We start from the raw sequence: 14,838 nt of genomic DNA on the forward strand, positions 1-14,838 counted from the left end.
GCGCTATCTGGCCGGCCAAAGGATGAACGAATGTACGCTGAAGCCCTGAAAGCCGGCCAAAAGATTTTCGCGGTTGCACCCATGATCGATTGGACCGATCGGCATTGCCGTTTCCTGCATCGGCTGGTGTCGGCCCGTGCGCTGCTCTACACCGAGATGGTGGTTGCGGATGCGGTGCTGCATGGCGACCGCGAGCGGCTGCTCGGCTTTGACGACAGCGAGCATCCGGTGGCGCTGCAGCTTGGCGGATCGGATGCCGGCAAGCTGGCCGAGGCGACAAGGATCGGCAGCGATTTCGGGTATGACGAGATCAACCTCAATGTCGGCTGTCCCTCCGATCGCGTGCAATCCGGCACTTTCGGCGCCTGCCTGATGAAGGAACCGGAGACGGTCGCGACCGCAGTCCGGGCGATGAAGGCGGCCACCGATCTGCCGGTGACGGTCAAGTGCCGGATCGGCGTCGACGACCAGGATCCGGAAACCGTCCTGCCCGATTTTCTGCAGCGCGTGATCGACGCCGGCGCTTCGGCGGTCTGGGTCCATGCCCGCAAGGCCTGGCTGCAGGGTCTCAGCCCGAAGGAAAACCGCGATATTCCGCCGCTCGACTATGATCTCGTCTACCGGATGAAGCAGCGCTTCCCGGAGGTTTTCATCGGCATCAATGGCGGCATTCTCTCGCTCGACGATGCGGAGGCGCACCTTGAGCACATGGACGGCGTCATGCTCGGTCGCGCGGTCTATCATCATGCCGCGATGCTTTCAGATGTCGATCACCGCGTCTACGCTGCCGCGCCGCGTGACATGGACTGGTTGTTGGTGCGCGACCGGATGATGGCCTATGCCGAAGAGCATGTCGGCCGGGGCGGGCGGATCTCCCACATCACCCGCCACATGGTGGGCCTGTTCCAGGGCGTGGCCGGGGCGCGGCGGTACCGGCAGATCCTGTCGACGGATGCCACCCGGCCCGGAGCCGGCCCGGAGGTGATCGCCAATGCCTTTGCGGCGCTCGATTTCGCGCCTGCGGATGCCGTCAGCGCCTGAAGCGTCTTGCGCTTAAAAGCTCTAAATGAAAACGGCGCGTCTCTCGACGCGCCGTTTTCTGTTCTGGCCTGTCCGCCCGATCAGCCGAAGCGACCGGCGGCGTGGGCGAGCATCGTATAGACCTTGCCGGTGTCGGAGGTCAGGTAGCTCTGGGTGATCGACTTGTCCGGATCGCTGCGGGCAACGTCGCCAAGCAGCTTTTCGAAATCGCCGATGTAGCGGTCGACGGCCTTGCGGAATTCCGGCTCTGTCTCGTACTTGCGCTTGATGTTGTCGAAGGTCTGCTGGCCCTTCAGCGTATAAAGCCGGCGGGTGAAGACGTCCTGCTCGCCGCGCTGGTAGCGGCGCCACAGTTCGACCGAGGCATCGTGATCGATGGCGCGGGCGATATCAACGGACAGCGAGTTCAGCGATTCGACGACATGCTGCGGGTTGCGCTTGTCGCCGGCCTGGCGGGCCGGGGCTTCGGCAGCGGCCGGACGGGCCGGCTGCTGCTGCGCCGGAGCCTGTGCATCACGAGACGCGCCGCGCAGTAGGTCGGAGATCCAGCCACCCTGCTGGCCCTGGGCTGCGGCCGGAGCCGTCGCGGCCGGAGCCTGTGCCGGCGAGGGCACGCGTGCCGGGGCCGGGGCTTCACCGGTCAGCGTACCGCGCATCGTTGCCGCCGTGCGCTCGATCTGCGGTGCCGCGGATGCGGGCGCGGGCGCGGAGACGGCCGGGGCGGGCGCAGGCTGCGGTGCGGCAGCCGTTGCGTAGGCACGCGGCTTCGGCTGGCTGACCGTCGGGCCGGACACTTCCATCTGCTGGCCGGAGCGGCCGACGAGCGAGGCGATGTCCTGCAGCGCGCGGATCTGCTCGGAAACGGCGCGGCGCATGGCGGCAGCGCTTTCCTTGGCTTCTTCCGGCAGGTCGAAGGCTCCGCGCTTCAGTTCGCCGCGGGTCATGTCGAGCTCGTTGCGGATTTCCTGCGCCGAGCGACGGATGTCGTCGGTGGCGCCGGCGAAGCGGGATGCCGCTTCCTCGACGGCCTCACGCATGGTTTCGCGCAGCTTGTTGGCGGTGTCGGCGGACTTGCGGTCCGCATCATCCAGCATCGAGCCGATGCCGGTCAGCGATTCCTGCACGCCGCCGCGCAGACGGTCTGCAAAGCCGCTCGTCATGTTCTCGGCGCCGGCGAAGGCGTTTTCGATCATGGTGGCGAGGCCCTGCATGTTGCGCTCGATTTCCTCCGAACGCTGCACCAGGCCGGTCGACAGGCTGCGCAGGGCATCCTGGCGTTCTTCCAGCGTGTTGGCGAGGTTCGACTGGGCGGCGCCGAGAAGCTCGGACGCGCGGCCAAGAACCTTGGTGTGATCGTCGAAGCGGCCGACGATTTCGCCGATCTGGGTGAGCGTGTCGCCCGACAGCTGCGCCAGCTTGTCGACCTTGCCTTCCAGAAGGCGGGTCGAGGCGGACACCATGTCGGCAGCGCGGCCGGCAGTCTCGGTGAAACGGTTGGACACGCCATCGAGGTGTTCGCTGGAGGACAGGAACTCCGCGCTGGCGCGCTGCATGCTGTCGACGACACCCGAATTGCTTTGGTCGATGCGATCGACGAGGGCATCGACGCTTTCGCGCAGGCTGCCTTCCAGTTCGTTGATCGCCTGGGCCGTGCTGTTGGAGCGCGACGAAATTGCCTCGATGAGGGCGGCGTTCTCGCTGCGCAGGCGCTCGGCACTCATCTCAGCAGCCGAAGAAATCTGCTCTGCCGCGGTCTGGCCGATCGTTGCATATTCGTCGACGACCGGACGGGCCTTCTCGTCGATGATGCGTGCAAGCTCCGTGGAGTGTTCGGACAGCAGTGAGTTAAGCTCGCGGCTGCGTTCGTCGATCGAGGAGCGGATTGCCGCGCCGCGGGCTTCGAGCGCCTTGTCGACGTCGGCAAGCGAGGCGTCGATCGTGCGGACGTTTTCCTCGAGGCTGGTGCGGATGCGGCTGGAGCGCTCTTCGAGGGCGCGATTGACATTGGAGAGCGTCGAGGACAGTTCCTCGGTGCTCGACAGCAGGGTCGAGCGGATCGAGTGGCTGCGGTCTTCCAGCGACTGCTCGGCATCGACCAGCGTCTGGCTGATGCTGGCGATGTGGCCGGTGACGACGGTCTCGGCCTCGGCAACCTTGCCGATGATCGAGTTGCCGGCTTCGGCGAAGGTCTGGGCGACGGATGCTGCCTGCGCGGACAGACGGTTCTGAGAGTCCGCGACGTTCTCCAGGATCTGGCGGCTGCGGGCCTCGACGTTCTCGGCAAAGGCTTCGCTGCGGCTGTGCACAGTCTCGGAGAATTCGGCGCCGGTGGAGGAGAGCAGGGCGGCGGTGCGCTCTGCCTCGCTGCCGATCGTCAACGTGGTGTCGAAAACGGTCTTGCGCAGATCTTCCGACAACGCGAGCGTCTTGGCATCGATCGTTTCGGCGGCTTCCTGGAGGTTCGAGCGCAAGACATCATTGAGATGCAACGTCTTGGCATCGATGGTCTCGACGGTCTCCTGCAGGTTGCTCCTCAGAACGCCATTCAGGTGTTGCGTCTTTCCGTCGATCGTTTCGGCGGCTTCCTGGAGGTTCGAGCGCAGGACGTCGTTCAGATGCAGCGTCTTGGCGTCGATGGTCTCGACGGTCTCCTGCAGGTTGCTCCGCAGGACGCCATTCAGGTGCTGCGTCTTGCCGTCGATCGTTTCCGCAGTTTCCTGCAGGTTGGAACGCAGAACATCATTGAGATGGCTGGTCTTCCGATCGATGGTTTCGGTCGTTTCCTGAAGGTTGGAGCGGACCACGTCGTTAAGACGGGTCGTCTTGTCGTCGAAGGTCTCCGTAACCTCGATCAGGCTCGTGCGCAGGGTTTCGGCGAGGGCGGCGGTGCGCTCGTCCATGGCCTGCGTGGTCTCGATCACAGAGTTGCGGAGGGTGTTGGCGAGGCCTGCAGCCTTGCCGTCGATCATCTGGTGGACGCTGTTGAGGCCCATTTCGAGCGCACGGTCCATCGTGGCGAGACGTTCGTCGATCTTCGACGCGCCGTCCTCGAGGTGGCCGGCAACGCCTGCGACGCTCTGTTCGATGCGGTTTTCGAGGGCACCGAAGCGCGAGCCGACTTCCGCCGCAGACTGCTCGACGCGGGTTGCGGCCTTGTCGGCGCTCTGGTCGATGAACTTCGCAGCGCTGTCGATGCGGTTGTCGATGGCCTTGACGGTGCTGTTGAGCTGCTCGTCGAAGTCCTTGTTGGCGCTGTGCAGGGTTTCGCGCAGCGATGCTTCGTGGTCGCCGAGCGTGATGTGCAGGGCGGAGTTGCCGTCCTTGAGGGCGACCGTGATCGCTTCGCTGCGGTCCTGCAGCGTCGCCTCGATGCGGTCGTGGGCGGATTCGAGCGAGTGATCGAGATGGGAGAGGCCGCTGTTGAGGCTGCCTTCCATGCGCGACAGGTTGTTGGCGAGAGACTGGTCGATGTGACTGGTGGAGGAACCGAGAACGCTCTCTATGCGGTCGGTGGACGAACCGATGGTCGTCTCGATGCGCTTGGAACCGGAGGCGAGCATGTCTGAGACATTTTCGCCGTAGCTGGACAGCGACTTGTCGAGGCGGTCCTGGCCGTCGGAATAGGCGCTGCGAATGCCGTCGGCCTTCTCGGCGAAGCTCGACGAAATCCGGGTCTCAGCCTCGCTGACGGTTTCAAGAAGCGTGCTGGTCTGGACTTCGAGCGACAGGTCGATGTTCTGCTGACCGTCGGCGAGGGCCTGGGCGATCGCGCTGGTCCGGCTTTCCATCGAGCGCGACAGCTGTGCGGCCGCTTCGTCGATCGTCTCGCCGATGACGTGTGCCTTGCTGGTCAGGGTCTCGCCAAGGCGTGCGTGACGCTCGTCGAAGCGCTTGAGCAGGGAATCGCTGCGGTCGGACAGGATCTCCTCGATGCGCTGCTGCGAGCCGGAGAGGACCGACGACAGTTCCTCGGTGCGGTTTTCCATCGCCGAGCCGAGCGCGGCTGCGCTGTTTTCCATGGCCGCTGCGGCGCGGCTGGACGTGCTTTCGATCGTCCGGGTGATGTTCTCGGTCTGGCTCTGCATGGCAGCGTCGAACAGGGACTGGCCGTTCTGCAGGGCGGAAGAGAGAGCCACCGACTGGTCCGAGAAGGACTGCGTCAGTTCCGACATGCGGTCGTCGAAGATGGTGGCGAGCTGGCTGATCGTGCCCTGCAGACGACCTTCGATCATGCCGGAGCGGATGTCGAAGTCGGTGAAGGCGTCTTCGGCGCTGGCCTGCAGGTTCTGGCGGAAGCTCTGCGACTTGTCTTCGAGCTGCGTGTTGAGGCTGTTGAGAACGCTTTCCAGCGTGCCGGAGATCGTGCGGCCGCCATCGGTCAGCGTGTCGTTGATTTCCTTGGTGCGGGCCATCAGCGATTCATTGAACTGCTGGGCGCGTTCCACCAGGGCGGCGTTCAGGCGCTCGGTATTGGCGTCGAGGGTCGAGGCGCGGGTCTCGAACTCGGTCAACAGTTCCGATCCGCGCTTGGAAAGCTTCTCGGCAAGAGAATCCAGGCGGTTGTCGAATTCGTTGGTGAGCGCGTAGCCGGAATTGTTGATGACGTCGAGCAAGGCGTCGGCGCGCTCGGAGAGCAGCGAACCGATGTCCTGCGTGATCGCGTCGGACTTTTCCATCAGCGTGGCGACACGGGTGTCGATCAGCGATGCGAAGGCTTCGCCGGAGGTTGCCAGGCGAACGGAGATCTCCTCGGTCGCCAGCGACAGGTCTTCCTTGAGCTGTTCGTGCGAATGAACGATCGACGAACGGATGCGCTCGGCGTGGTTGACGATCGCTTCGCGCTCGGAGCCGAGCTCGTGGACAAGGCCACGCACGCGCATTTCATTGTCGGAGAACGAGCGTTCGAGTGCCGAGACTTCCGAATGGACCATGGATTCCAGCTCGGTGGCGCGGGCGATTGTGCGCTCGATGCTTTCGTTCATGGCGGAGACTTCACGGCGCACGGCCTGGCCGACGGTCATGATGCGGTCTGCGGAAGAGGTTTCCGGCTCGGCGAGGCGGATGGCGATCTCTGCCATAGAGCGGGCCGTGTTGCGCAGGTCCTGGGCACGCGCCATCATCAGCGCGAAGGCGAAGAACATGATGACGGGAATGACGGTGATCAGCACGATGGCGATGGCGCCGGGCAGGGCCATGAAGCCGGCCGCGGAGCCGACCTTCCACATGTCCGAACCATAGACCAGCTGAGCGAGGCCGACGCAGGCGACGACCCAGACGAGCGACACGATGACGGCGTTCAGAATGGCCGAGCCTGCTGCGGTGCCTTCCAGCGAACGCATGATGGCCGCCGGGTTGCGGCGGCTGCGATCGTTGGCGGGTGCCAGCGACGGAGACTTCGGTTGGGTCGCGGCGCGGCGCGGCGCTTCGGCTGCCGGAGCCGGACCCGGTGAAGGCTGCGGGCGGGGCTGCGCGCGCTGAACTGCAGGCTTGCCGCTCGCGGCGGCCACAACCGCATCGTCTTCGTCGTCGAAATCGATCTTCAAGGCATCATCGAGAGCCTTGAACGCTGCATCATCAAGAGAGCCGCTGGATTTCTTGTTCGCCATTCGATTACGCCTCACTCCAAATCGGTCGGCAATATTCACCGGCCAGGCATCTTTGTACTTTCACATTCCGTCCGGCGGCTGACGCGGCCGGACCCCATATGGAAGTGACAAACGAGAAGCTTCTGCTTCATATGTCACAGCCGTCAAGCATCATTCTGGCGCCGATGTGACCGAAGCTCGTGTTTCCCAAGCTTTTTTCACTGGACGGCGCGCTATGCCAGTCCGGGTGTCCCAAACAGTATCGTACTGACACATTCATATCGAAGACACAATCAACCCCCCGGTGGCGGTGAAGGGCCATTCTTGGTCGTTAAGACTTTATAAACAATCCTTAAGCCCAAAAACACTAGGAAATACGGGCACTCACACATTGTTAACCATACGGGCAAAAACATTGTCCCGAATTCAGCCAGTTCAGCTTTAAGCCACATATTCGGCGTCACACTCGGTCATGCAAACAGGACACGAGGATAAGTCATGGCGGCATATAACATAGCCTTTGCGGCGCCGGACAACGCTGCGGGCGCCATTTCATCCAATGCGCGACCGGTCGATATGGTCCATCTTTCCAGGCAGACCATGGGCGACAAGGCTTTGGAAATAGAGGTGTTGCGTGCATTCGCGCGCCAAGTCCGCATCTATATGACAGAGCTCTCCGGCCCGGACAGGGCGAAGACCTCCGCGACCGCGCATCGGCTGAAGGGGTCGGCGGCGTCGATCGGGGCCTTCGAGCTCGCCGAAGCGGCCGGTCTTCTGGAGGCCAAGCCCGCCGATCCGGCGCTGCTTGCCGCCGTCAGCGCCGCCGTCATCGACGTGCACAATTTCATATTGGCACTCGACCGCTGAGCCTATCCCGGGTCTTCGTGCCGAATTGGTGCTGATTGGCCGAATGACGCCATTGCGTTCGGTCCGCCGCGCGGCTTTTGCCGGTTTTGCCCAGGCCCCCATTTACTTGGTTTATGAAGTCTTAATGCCTTGCGCAAAGCCTGCGTTGCGGCATGCCGGAGCGAACGGCGCGGCGCGTTTCCTTACTGATCTGTGATCGCCTTCGGGAATGGTTGACTGGCCGATATTTTTGTCGGAAGACACCATTCGGATAATAACATCCTCCCAATTTCGTCGGACAAGGGTAGCAATGACCAAACTGACTATTGTCGCTTTCGACGGCAGCCGGGTCGATCTCGACGTGGCAGACGGCTCGACCGTCATGGAAAACGCCGTTCGCAATTCCGTGCAGGGCATCGAGGCAGAATGCGGGGGCGCCTGCGCCTGCGCCACCTGTCATGTCTATGTGGACGAGGCGTGGACCGACAAGGTCGGGCCGCCAGAACCAATGGAAGAGGACATGCTGGATTTCGCCTATGACGTCCGTCCGACGTCGCGGCTGTCCTGTCAGATCAAGATGACGCCGGAGCTTGACGGCCTCATCGTCCATACGCCTGAAAAGCAGGCCTGATCACAGATTTCGCAAGCAAAAAAAAGCCTCGCTCTTTTACGGGAGCGAGGCAAGTCGGGCACGTCGCCGCTCAGGCGAGGGAGGAAACACCTGCGGCATAGGACGCGCCAGGAGAACTTTGAAAACGTTCGTGAATTTCTGCCTTCGTTGATTTGATTTCTAAACGAACCCGCTGGCAATATCCATCGCCAGTTTTGACCAGTTATTCACAGTATTGTCCGCAAGTTTCAGATAAGCTTTAACTTCAAACTAGAAGAACTTGCGGGTGTAGTTTCACATGTCCATCTATTGAGACTGGCTGCCGCGGCCGATCTTCATGCGCAGCATGCGAATCATCCGGCGGTCGAAGGTCGCGGCCTGCACCCGGTCGAAGCGGTTCTGGTCGGCGTCATGGGCAGCCAGCATCTCGGCAGAGACGGCATCCACCTTTTCCTTCATCCGGTCGCAATCGCGCTGTGGCGGCAGGGCCAGCAGCGCGCGTTCCATCTCGAAGGCGTGCGTGCGGGCAATTTCCGCGTGGCGCTCCTCGTGCCGTCTGATGTCCGTCGACAGCGTATCCCAGACGATGGCGAGGCTGCGGTCGGCGTGACGGCGATTGGTCCATTTCGGCAGATAGATGGTCGTGTCGAGGATGACCTGCGCCTTGGTCACGCGGCAGCGGCCGTTGGCCTGCTGGTAGGTGGCCTTTCCATCAAAGCGGATGCGCGTCAGTCCAGGGTGATGAAGCCCGCTTGTCCGGCTCTTCGGGCCACGGCGCATCAGCTCGCGGTCCAGATCCTCGGCGGTCTTGCCGTGGATCGGGAAGTAGCGATAGGTCTTTTGGATGACGGGCCGGGCCTCGGAACGGGCGGGAAGGACGATCGCCGCAATCAATGCCGTCGCGAGAAGAATAGAGACCCTGGTCCGGTTGCGGATGTCGCGCATGTATCGGTTCCGTGTGCTTGCACTTGAGCCGAGCTTGCTGCATAGCCGGGGACAGCGCAACATGGCGCGAAGATAATTTCACGAGGCAGGTGAAGTGACGGATTTCGCATCCACGGCACTCAGGGAAAGAGAGTGGCGGCTGGCCCACGGCCGCAGCGCCTCGCTGGGCGCGACGGGCCATGTCATGGCGGTCGTGAATGTGACGCCGGACTCGTTTTCCGATGGCGGCCTCTACGAGGCGACGGAAGCGGCTGTCGCACATGCGCTCGCCTGTAGCGAACAGGGGGCGCTGATCGTCGATGTCGGCGGAGAATCCACCCGCCCGGGTGCAGCATCCGTGACGGCGAGGGAGGAACAGGACCGCATCCTTCCCGTTATTGGCGCGCTTTCCAGGCATGAGAGGGTGCTGATTTCCGTTGATACCTATCGCGCGGAGACCGCGCGACTGGCGATCGAGGCTGGTGCACACATCATCAATGACGTGCATGGCGCGCAGCGTGAACCGGAGATCGCCACGGTCGCGGCGGAGACCGGCGCCGGCCTTGTGCTGATGCACACCGGCCGCGGACGCGACGTGCTGGCGGACGTCATCGACGACCAGCGCGCGTTTTTTGCCCGGTCGCTGGACATTGCCGATGCGGCCGGCGTCTCGCCTGCGCAAATCGTGCTCGATCCGGGCTTCGGTTTTGCCAAGGAAACCGTCGAGATCAACATGGACCTGATGGCCCGCTTCGAGGAGCTGCATCAGTTGGGCCTGCCGCTTCTGGCCGGAACCTCGCGAAAGCGCTTCATCGGCACGCTGACGGGCAGGGAGGCTGCCGACCGCGATGTCGGCACGGCCGCGACCACCGTGGTGCTGCGGATGATGGGCGCGGCGATTTTCCGGGTGCATAATGTCGCAATGAACCGGGATGCGCTCGCAGTCGCGGATGCTATGCTGGTCGCCAAACAACGCATGGCCGGGAGGCCGCAGCAATGACCAAGATTTACACGATCACCCTGAAGAACTGTGCCTTCTTCGCCCGTCACGGGCTGCACACCGAAGAGGAGGTGCTCGGACAGCGCTTCTTTGTCGATGCGGAACTCGATGTGGAACCGGGCGATGCGCTGGAGGCCGATGACATCACCTCGACCGTCGATTACGGCGTCGCCTTCCAGGTCATCGAAAGGATCGTCACCGGCGAGCGGCGCTATCTGATCGAGGCGCTGGCATTGGAAATCGCCAAGGCGCTTTGCGACCGATTCTCGCAGATCCGCCGCGCACGCATCACGGTGCGCAAGCCCAGCGCTCCGGTGCCTGGCGTCCTCGACTACGTGCAGGTGAGCATTGAGCACTTTGTCTGAGGGCGGGCGCATTGCTGCCACTCTCGGGCTCGGCGGCAATATCGGTGATCCGCCGCATGCGATGGCCGAAGCCTTGCGGGCGATCGACGCTCGCGAAGACACGTCCGTCGTCGCGGTCTCCAAGCTTTACCGGACGCCGCCCTGGGGCAAGACCGACCAGCCGGACTTCTTCAATGCCTGCGCATTGATCAAGACCAGGCTTGCAGCCGACCAGCTTCTCGAGCTCTGTCTTTCGACCGAACTCGACATGAAGCGGGTGAGGGTGGAGCGTTGGGGACCGAGAACGATCGACATCGACATCCTCACCTACGGTGACCTCGAAATCTCCAGCAAGCCCTTGGAAATTCCGCATCCGCGTATGACCGAGCGCGGCTTCGTGCTGCTGCCGCTGGCCGACATCGCGGCCGATCTGACGGTTTCTGGGAAATCGGTGGGCGACTGGCTGGCGGGCGTGGACCGCACAGGCATCGAGGTCGCCGATGCGGATGCCGACTGGTGGCAGAGCGCATGAAAAAGGCCGCTGTTGCGGCCTTGAACACTATTCGCGGAGATTGTGGCGGGTTTACTTGATGGCACCGACCTGAATCGAGTCCGGATCGCGCTGCAGCGTCAGTCCAATCACCGGTACGAGCGTCTCGCCGACCTTGACCGAGATCGTGATGTTCATGGTGTTGTCGCTGGCCATCCGGGCGACCATCGCGCCGTTCAGCTTCTGGCGATTGATGCCCATGACGACGCTGTTGCCGCGCACGGAGCCGGAAACGATGTCGAGACCCTTGCCGGCGGCGCCGTCGAGGAACTTGCCCTTGTAACCGCTGCCGGCCTGGGCGACGACTGCCTTCATCGGCTGGCTGAACACGCCGACGCGGCACGAACCGTCGAGCGACATGCCAATCTTGTCGTCGGGCGTTTCGCCGGTCAGGTTGCAGGTGAATTTCGTGCCCTTGTATTTGCCGGCAACGATTTCTCCCGGGCCCTTCCACTGTCCCGAGACGGACGAGAAGAAGACCTTGTCACGAGAGGTGGCCAGCGCATTGCCGGCATTTGCCAGAGGCAGGGCGAGCGTAAGCGCAACTATGGCCGATGCACTGACGAAGCGGTGCGAAAACATGGAAATTCCCCGAATGAACAAGCTTTGCAAGTACCCCGATACTTGCACGATAATGGTTAATGCTTTGTTTCAATCGTTGCAAGCCAAGGCTTTTGGGATCGTTGCGCCGGATGACGGCGCGCTGCGCGGAAAATTGGCATAAGTGATTGAGCCGTAGAAGCTATTTCTATTCCTTCGCGGACTTTCCCGAACGGAATTCCGGAGCGAGCTTGGTTAAGAATTCACCAATTCCGGGCCTTTTCAGTGCCTTGAACTCCATCGGCCGGCAGAGGTCCATGGCGGCGATGCCGATGCGCGCGGTCATCAGTCCGTTGATGACGCCTTCACCGAGGCGAGCGGAGAGCCGCGAGGCCAGGCCGTGGCCGAGGACCTGCTGGACGAGGCTGTCGCCGACGGCAATCGAGCCGGTGACTGCGAGGTGGGCCAGCACGTCGCGCATCAGCCGCAGCATGCCGAGCGAGCCGGGCCTGCCGCCATAGAGATCGGCAATGGTGCGGATCAGTCTTGCGGCCTCGTAGAGCACGTAGGCGAGGTCGACGATGGCGCGCGGGCTGACGGCGGTAACGACGGACACCCGCTTGGCCGACGACAGGACGGCGGCTGCCGCGATCCGGTCGAGCGGCCCCATCAGTTCCCGCTCGGCAAGTCTTATGAGGTCGGCGCCATCCACCACTTCGCCTTCGGTAGCAGTCAATGTCGCGCGGCCCTTGGCGGTTTCCGGTCGGCTGGCGGAGAGCGATGCGAGATGGGCGACGGCCTTGCGGGCGGGCTGGGGACTGGCCTGCGTGGCCGCTTCCGCGGTTTCACGCTTTATTTTCTGGACGGCGTTCAGCCGGGCGATGCCGATGGTTTCACGCAGGACGATACCGAGCAGCCCCAGGACGCCGAGGCAGACCAGCGCGATCGCCGTGTAGCCCAGCCAGTCGGCCCGGTTGAACAGGTCACGCACGAGCTGGTCGATCCACAGCCAGACGGCGAGCGACAACACCGCGCCGAACGCGCCGGCGGCGAGCTTGGCGAAGGAGAAGCGCTTGCGCGGTTTGGGGACGGCGACCGGCACCCTGTCGTCGGCTATGGCTTCGGAGAGGAACGGGTCTTCATGGTCGGGCGTCGGGACGACCTCGACCGAAAAGCTTTCCGGCTGGCGCGGCTTGGCAGCCTGCGGTTTCGACGGTGACGGATCCTCCATCATCGGAAAGGACGCCGGCGCGCGGCGCGGTCTGTTCTCGTCGGCGGTCATTCCAGGCGGTCTCCGAACAGGAATTGCATGGCGCGGTCCAGGCGTATGTGCGGCACCGAAAGCGTGATGCCTTCGCCCGTCTGCTCCAGATGCGGCGGACGGAAGCGCACGACGTTGACCTCGGGCTTCTGCCAGTTGCCAAACCCGGCGGCGTCGGCATCCATATGTTGAAAGAATGATTCAGGATTCTCCGGCAAGTCGCCGGGAAATATGGCGGTTTTCTCATTGCCGTCGAACGTCTTGCCGGCAATCGTCTCGCCGGCGATCGGCGTTCCGGTGATGACCGGCAGTTCGTGGCCGTCATGCTTGACCGTGCCTTCACGGGTTGCGCGCACGGCGGCCATGGCGATGACGTCGATGCCGGCGCCCGACATGCCGATGCGCTTGACGGCTCGGTCGACGAGGCGGGCGGTCAGCACTTCCAGCCGGCGGTGGCTTTCGTGATGCAGATGGTCGGCCTTCGTCGCGGCGATCAGGACCTTTTCGACGCGGCGGGTTACCAGTGAGGAGAGGAAGGTGTTGCGGCCGGCGCGGAAGCAGGCAAGCACGTCCGTCAGCGCCCGTTCGAGATCGGCGACGGCCTCGGGACCGCGATTGATCGCCTGCAACGCGTCGACGAGCACGATCTGCCGATCGAGGCGGGCGAAATGCTCGCGAAAGAAGGGCTTCACCACCGACGTCTTGTAGGCCTCATAGCGGCGTTCCATCATCGCACGAAGAGAGCCGCGGATGGCGCTCTTTTCTTCGAGATCCGGGAGCGGCGCGAACGTCAGCGCCGGCGAACCGTCGAGGTCGCCGGGCATCAGGAAGCGTCCCGGCGGGAGGGTGGAGAGCGATCGCTCGTCCGTCTTGCAGGCCCTCAGATAGCGGGTGAATGCCTCGGCCAAGGCGCGCGCCCGCATCTCGTCGGCCGGTGCGTCGGCATCGACGGTGGCTGCCAGTTGCAGCCATTCCTCGGAAAGCTCTGCGCGCACGCCGGTGCGGGCGAGTTCGGTCGTCTTGCGGCTGAAGGTGTCGTAGTCCTGATCGAGAAGCGGCAGGTCGAGAAGCCATTCGCCGGGATAGTCGACGATATCGATCGACAGCCGTCCGGGACCGGTCAAGCGGTTCCAGGTGCTGGCGCTTTCATAGGCGATGGTCAGCCGCAGTTCGGAAATGGCGCGGGTGGAATCCGGCCAGACGCGATCCTCGACCAGTGCCTTGATGTGATCCTCGTACTGGAAGCGTGGAACGGTGTCGTCCGGCTGCGGCTCAAGGCAGATCGACGAAATCCGGCCGGACTGCAACGGCTCGAACATCGGCAGGCGGCCGCCGTGGAGCAGATTGTGGACGAGGGAGGAGATGAACACCGTCTTGCCGGCGCGCGACAGACCGGTCACGCCCAGGCGAACGGACGGATTGACCAGATTGGAGGCGCGATCGGCCAGATTGTCGAGGGCGGTCAGCGCGGCGTCGGAAAAGGAGGTCATCGAGGGTGGCAGTCAGCGTTTCACATTGCGGTTATGACTGAACATATAGGAAAGGTCGCCGACCGTCGAAAGGCCCAGAGCGATTTCAGCGGTCCTTATCCGCCAGGAAGCGCGTGATCGACCAGCCGGCATCGGACGAATCCAGAACGGCGAAGCCTGCGGGCGGATAGCCGGTGCCGGCATAGGGTTCGGATTTCTCATGGCCGACCAGATCGCCGAAGAGCTCTTCTATGGACGGATTATGGCCGATCAGCAGAACCGACTGGCAATCGCTCTGAGCGGCGATGATCTCGGCGTAGACGCTCGCCGAGCCATGGTAGAGCGAGTCGGAAAAGCGTATGTCCAGCTCTTCGTCGAAGGCGCGCCTCAGCGGTTCGGCCGTCTCGCGGCAGCGACGCGCGGTCGAAACGATGACCCGGTCCGGACGATATCCGAGATCCGCCGCCCTTTCGGCGACCAGTTCCGCTTCCGCATAGCCGCGCGCATCGAGCGGACGGTCGAAATCGCTCTGACCGGGCCCGGGCCAGGCGGCGCTCGCATGGCGCATGAGATAGAGGCGGAAGGGAGGTGGTGTCAGCAGATCCATGGAGCGGTCCCGATGTGCAACTCCATTTGCCTTAGCGTATCGGCGATGAAACCGGAACGCG

The 14,838-nt window shown here is 63.3% G+C and carries 12 protein-coding genes; 6 read left to right on the plus strand and 6 right to left on the minus strand.

All coding sequences use genetic code 11. The annotated features are described in order from the left end of the window. The first annotated feature begins 30 nt into the window (after nucleotides 1–30). Nucleotides 31–1,041, plus strand: coding sequence for a tRNA dihydrouridine(20/20a) synthase DusA (gene dusA, locus NN662_RS08590; protein ID WP_261929866.1), 1,011 nt, complete (start codon nucleotides 31–33; stop codon nucleotides 1,039–1,041). An 80-nt stretch (nucleotides 1,042–1,121) separates the two neighbouring features. On the opposite strand, the gene NN662_RS08595 is transcribed toward dusA, so the two are convergent. Continuing rightward, nucleotides 1,122–6,647 (minus strand): hypothetical protein, encoded by a 5,526-nt coding sequence (locus NN662_RS08595; RefSeq protein WP_261929867.1) that lies wholly within the window; start codon nucleotides 6,645–6,647, stop codon nucleotides 1,122–1,124. A gap of 477 nt (nucleotides 6,648–7,124) precedes the next feature. Between NN662_RS08595 and NN662_RS08600 the strand changes: the two genes are divergently transcribed. Both NN662_RS08600 and NN662_RS08605 read left to right on the plus strand, forming a co-directional pair. Next, the gene (locus tag NN662_RS08600) at nucleotides 7,125–7,493 is read left to right on the plus strand and encodes an Hpt domain-containing protein (protein ID WP_261929868.1); all 369 of its coding nucleotides are present in this window, start codon (nucleotides 7,125–7,127) and stop codon (nucleotides 7,491–7,493) included. 289 nt (nucleotides 7,494–7,782) lie between these two features. Continuing rightward, complete coding sequence (locus NN662_RS08605) at nucleotides 7,783–8,103, plus strand: (2Fe-2S)-binding protein (protein WP_261929869.1); 321 nt, start codon at nucleotides 7,783–7,785, stop codon at nucleotides 8,101–8,103. A gap of 285 nt (nucleotides 8,104–8,388) precedes the next feature. Here the strand turns inward: NN662_RS08605 and NN662_RS08610 are convergent, their stop codons facing one another. Then, the gene (locus NN662_RS08610) at nucleotides 8,389–9,027 is read right to left on the minus strand and encodes a DUF922 domain-containing Zn-dependent protease (protein WP_261929870.1); all 639 of its coding nucleotides are present in this window, start codon (nucleotides 9,025–9,027) and stop codon (nucleotides 8,389–8,391) included. A 94-nt stretch (nucleotides 9,028–9,121) separates the two neighbouring features. Between NN662_RS08610 and folP the strand changes: the two genes are divergently transcribed. Genes folP through folK form a run of 3 tightly spaced genes read left to right on the plus strand, consistent with a single transcriptional unit; the run spans nucleotide 9,122 to nucleotide 10,882 of the window. Further along, nucleotides 9,122–10,006 carry a dihydropteroate synthase gene (folP, locus tag NN662_RS08615; RefSeq protein WP_261929871.1) on the plus strand — a complete coding sequence of 295 codons (885 nt, stop codon included), beginning with the start codon at nucleotides 9,122–9,124 and terminating at the stop codon, nucleotides 10,004–10,006. Continuing rightward, on the plus strand, nucleotides 10,003–10,371 hold the full coding sequence (gene folB, locus NN662_RS08620; protein ID WP_261929872.1) for a dihydroneopterin aldolase: 369 nt from the start codon (nucleotides 10,003–10,005) through the stop codon (nucleotides 10,369–10,371). Before folP ends, folB begins: the two co-directional genes overlap by 4 nt. Further along, a complete protein-coding gene (gene folK, locus NN662_RS08625; RefSeq protein WP_410010972.1) occupies nucleotides 10,364–10,882 on the plus strand; it encodes a 2-amino-4-hydroxy-6-hydroxymethyldihydropteridine diphosphokinase in 519 nt (172 codons plus the stop codon). The genes folB and folK overlap by 8 nt, the downstream gene beginning before the upstream one ends. A gap of 51 nt (nucleotides 10,883–10,933) precedes the next feature. Here the strand turns inward: folK and NN662_RS08630 are convergent, their stop codons facing one another. The 4 genes from NN662_RS08630 to NN662_RS08645 form a co-directional block, all read right to left on the minus strand. After that, nucleotides 10,934–11,482, minus strand: coding sequence for a hypothetical protein (locus NN662_RS08630; RefSeq protein ID WP_261929874.1), 549 nt, complete (start codon nucleotides 11,480–11,482; stop codon nucleotides 10,934–10,936). A 166-nt stretch (nucleotides 11,483–11,648) separates the two neighbouring features. Then, nucleotides 11,649–12,722, minus strand: a complete 1,074-nt coding sequence (locus NN662_RS08635) for a YcjF family protein (RefSeq protein ID WP_410010917.1) — start codon at nucleotides 12,720–12,722, stop codon at nucleotides 11,649–11,651. Next, on the minus strand, nucleotides 12,719–14,203 hold the full coding sequence (locus tag NN662_RS08640; RefSeq protein ID WP_261931913.1) for a YcjX family protein: 1,485 nt from the start codon (nucleotides 14,201–14,203) through the stop codon (nucleotides 12,719–12,721). The genes NN662_RS08635 and NN662_RS08640 overlap by 4 nt, the downstream gene beginning before the upstream one ends. A 73-nt stretch (nucleotides 14,204–14,276) precedes the next feature. Continuing rightward, the gene (locus NN662_RS08645; RefSeq protein ID WP_261929875.1) at nucleotides 14,277–14,777 is read right to left on the minus strand and encodes a SixA phosphatase family protein; all 501 of its coding nucleotides are present in this window, start codon (nucleotides 14,775–14,777) and stop codon (nucleotides 14,277–14,279) included. Nucleotides 14,778–14,838 lie beyond the last annotated feature (61 nt).

Source organism: Rhizobium sp. NRK18, assembly GCF_024385575.1.
Classification (GTDB): Bacteria; Pseudomonadota; Alphaproteobacteria; order Rhizobiales; family Rhizobiaceae; genus JANFMV01.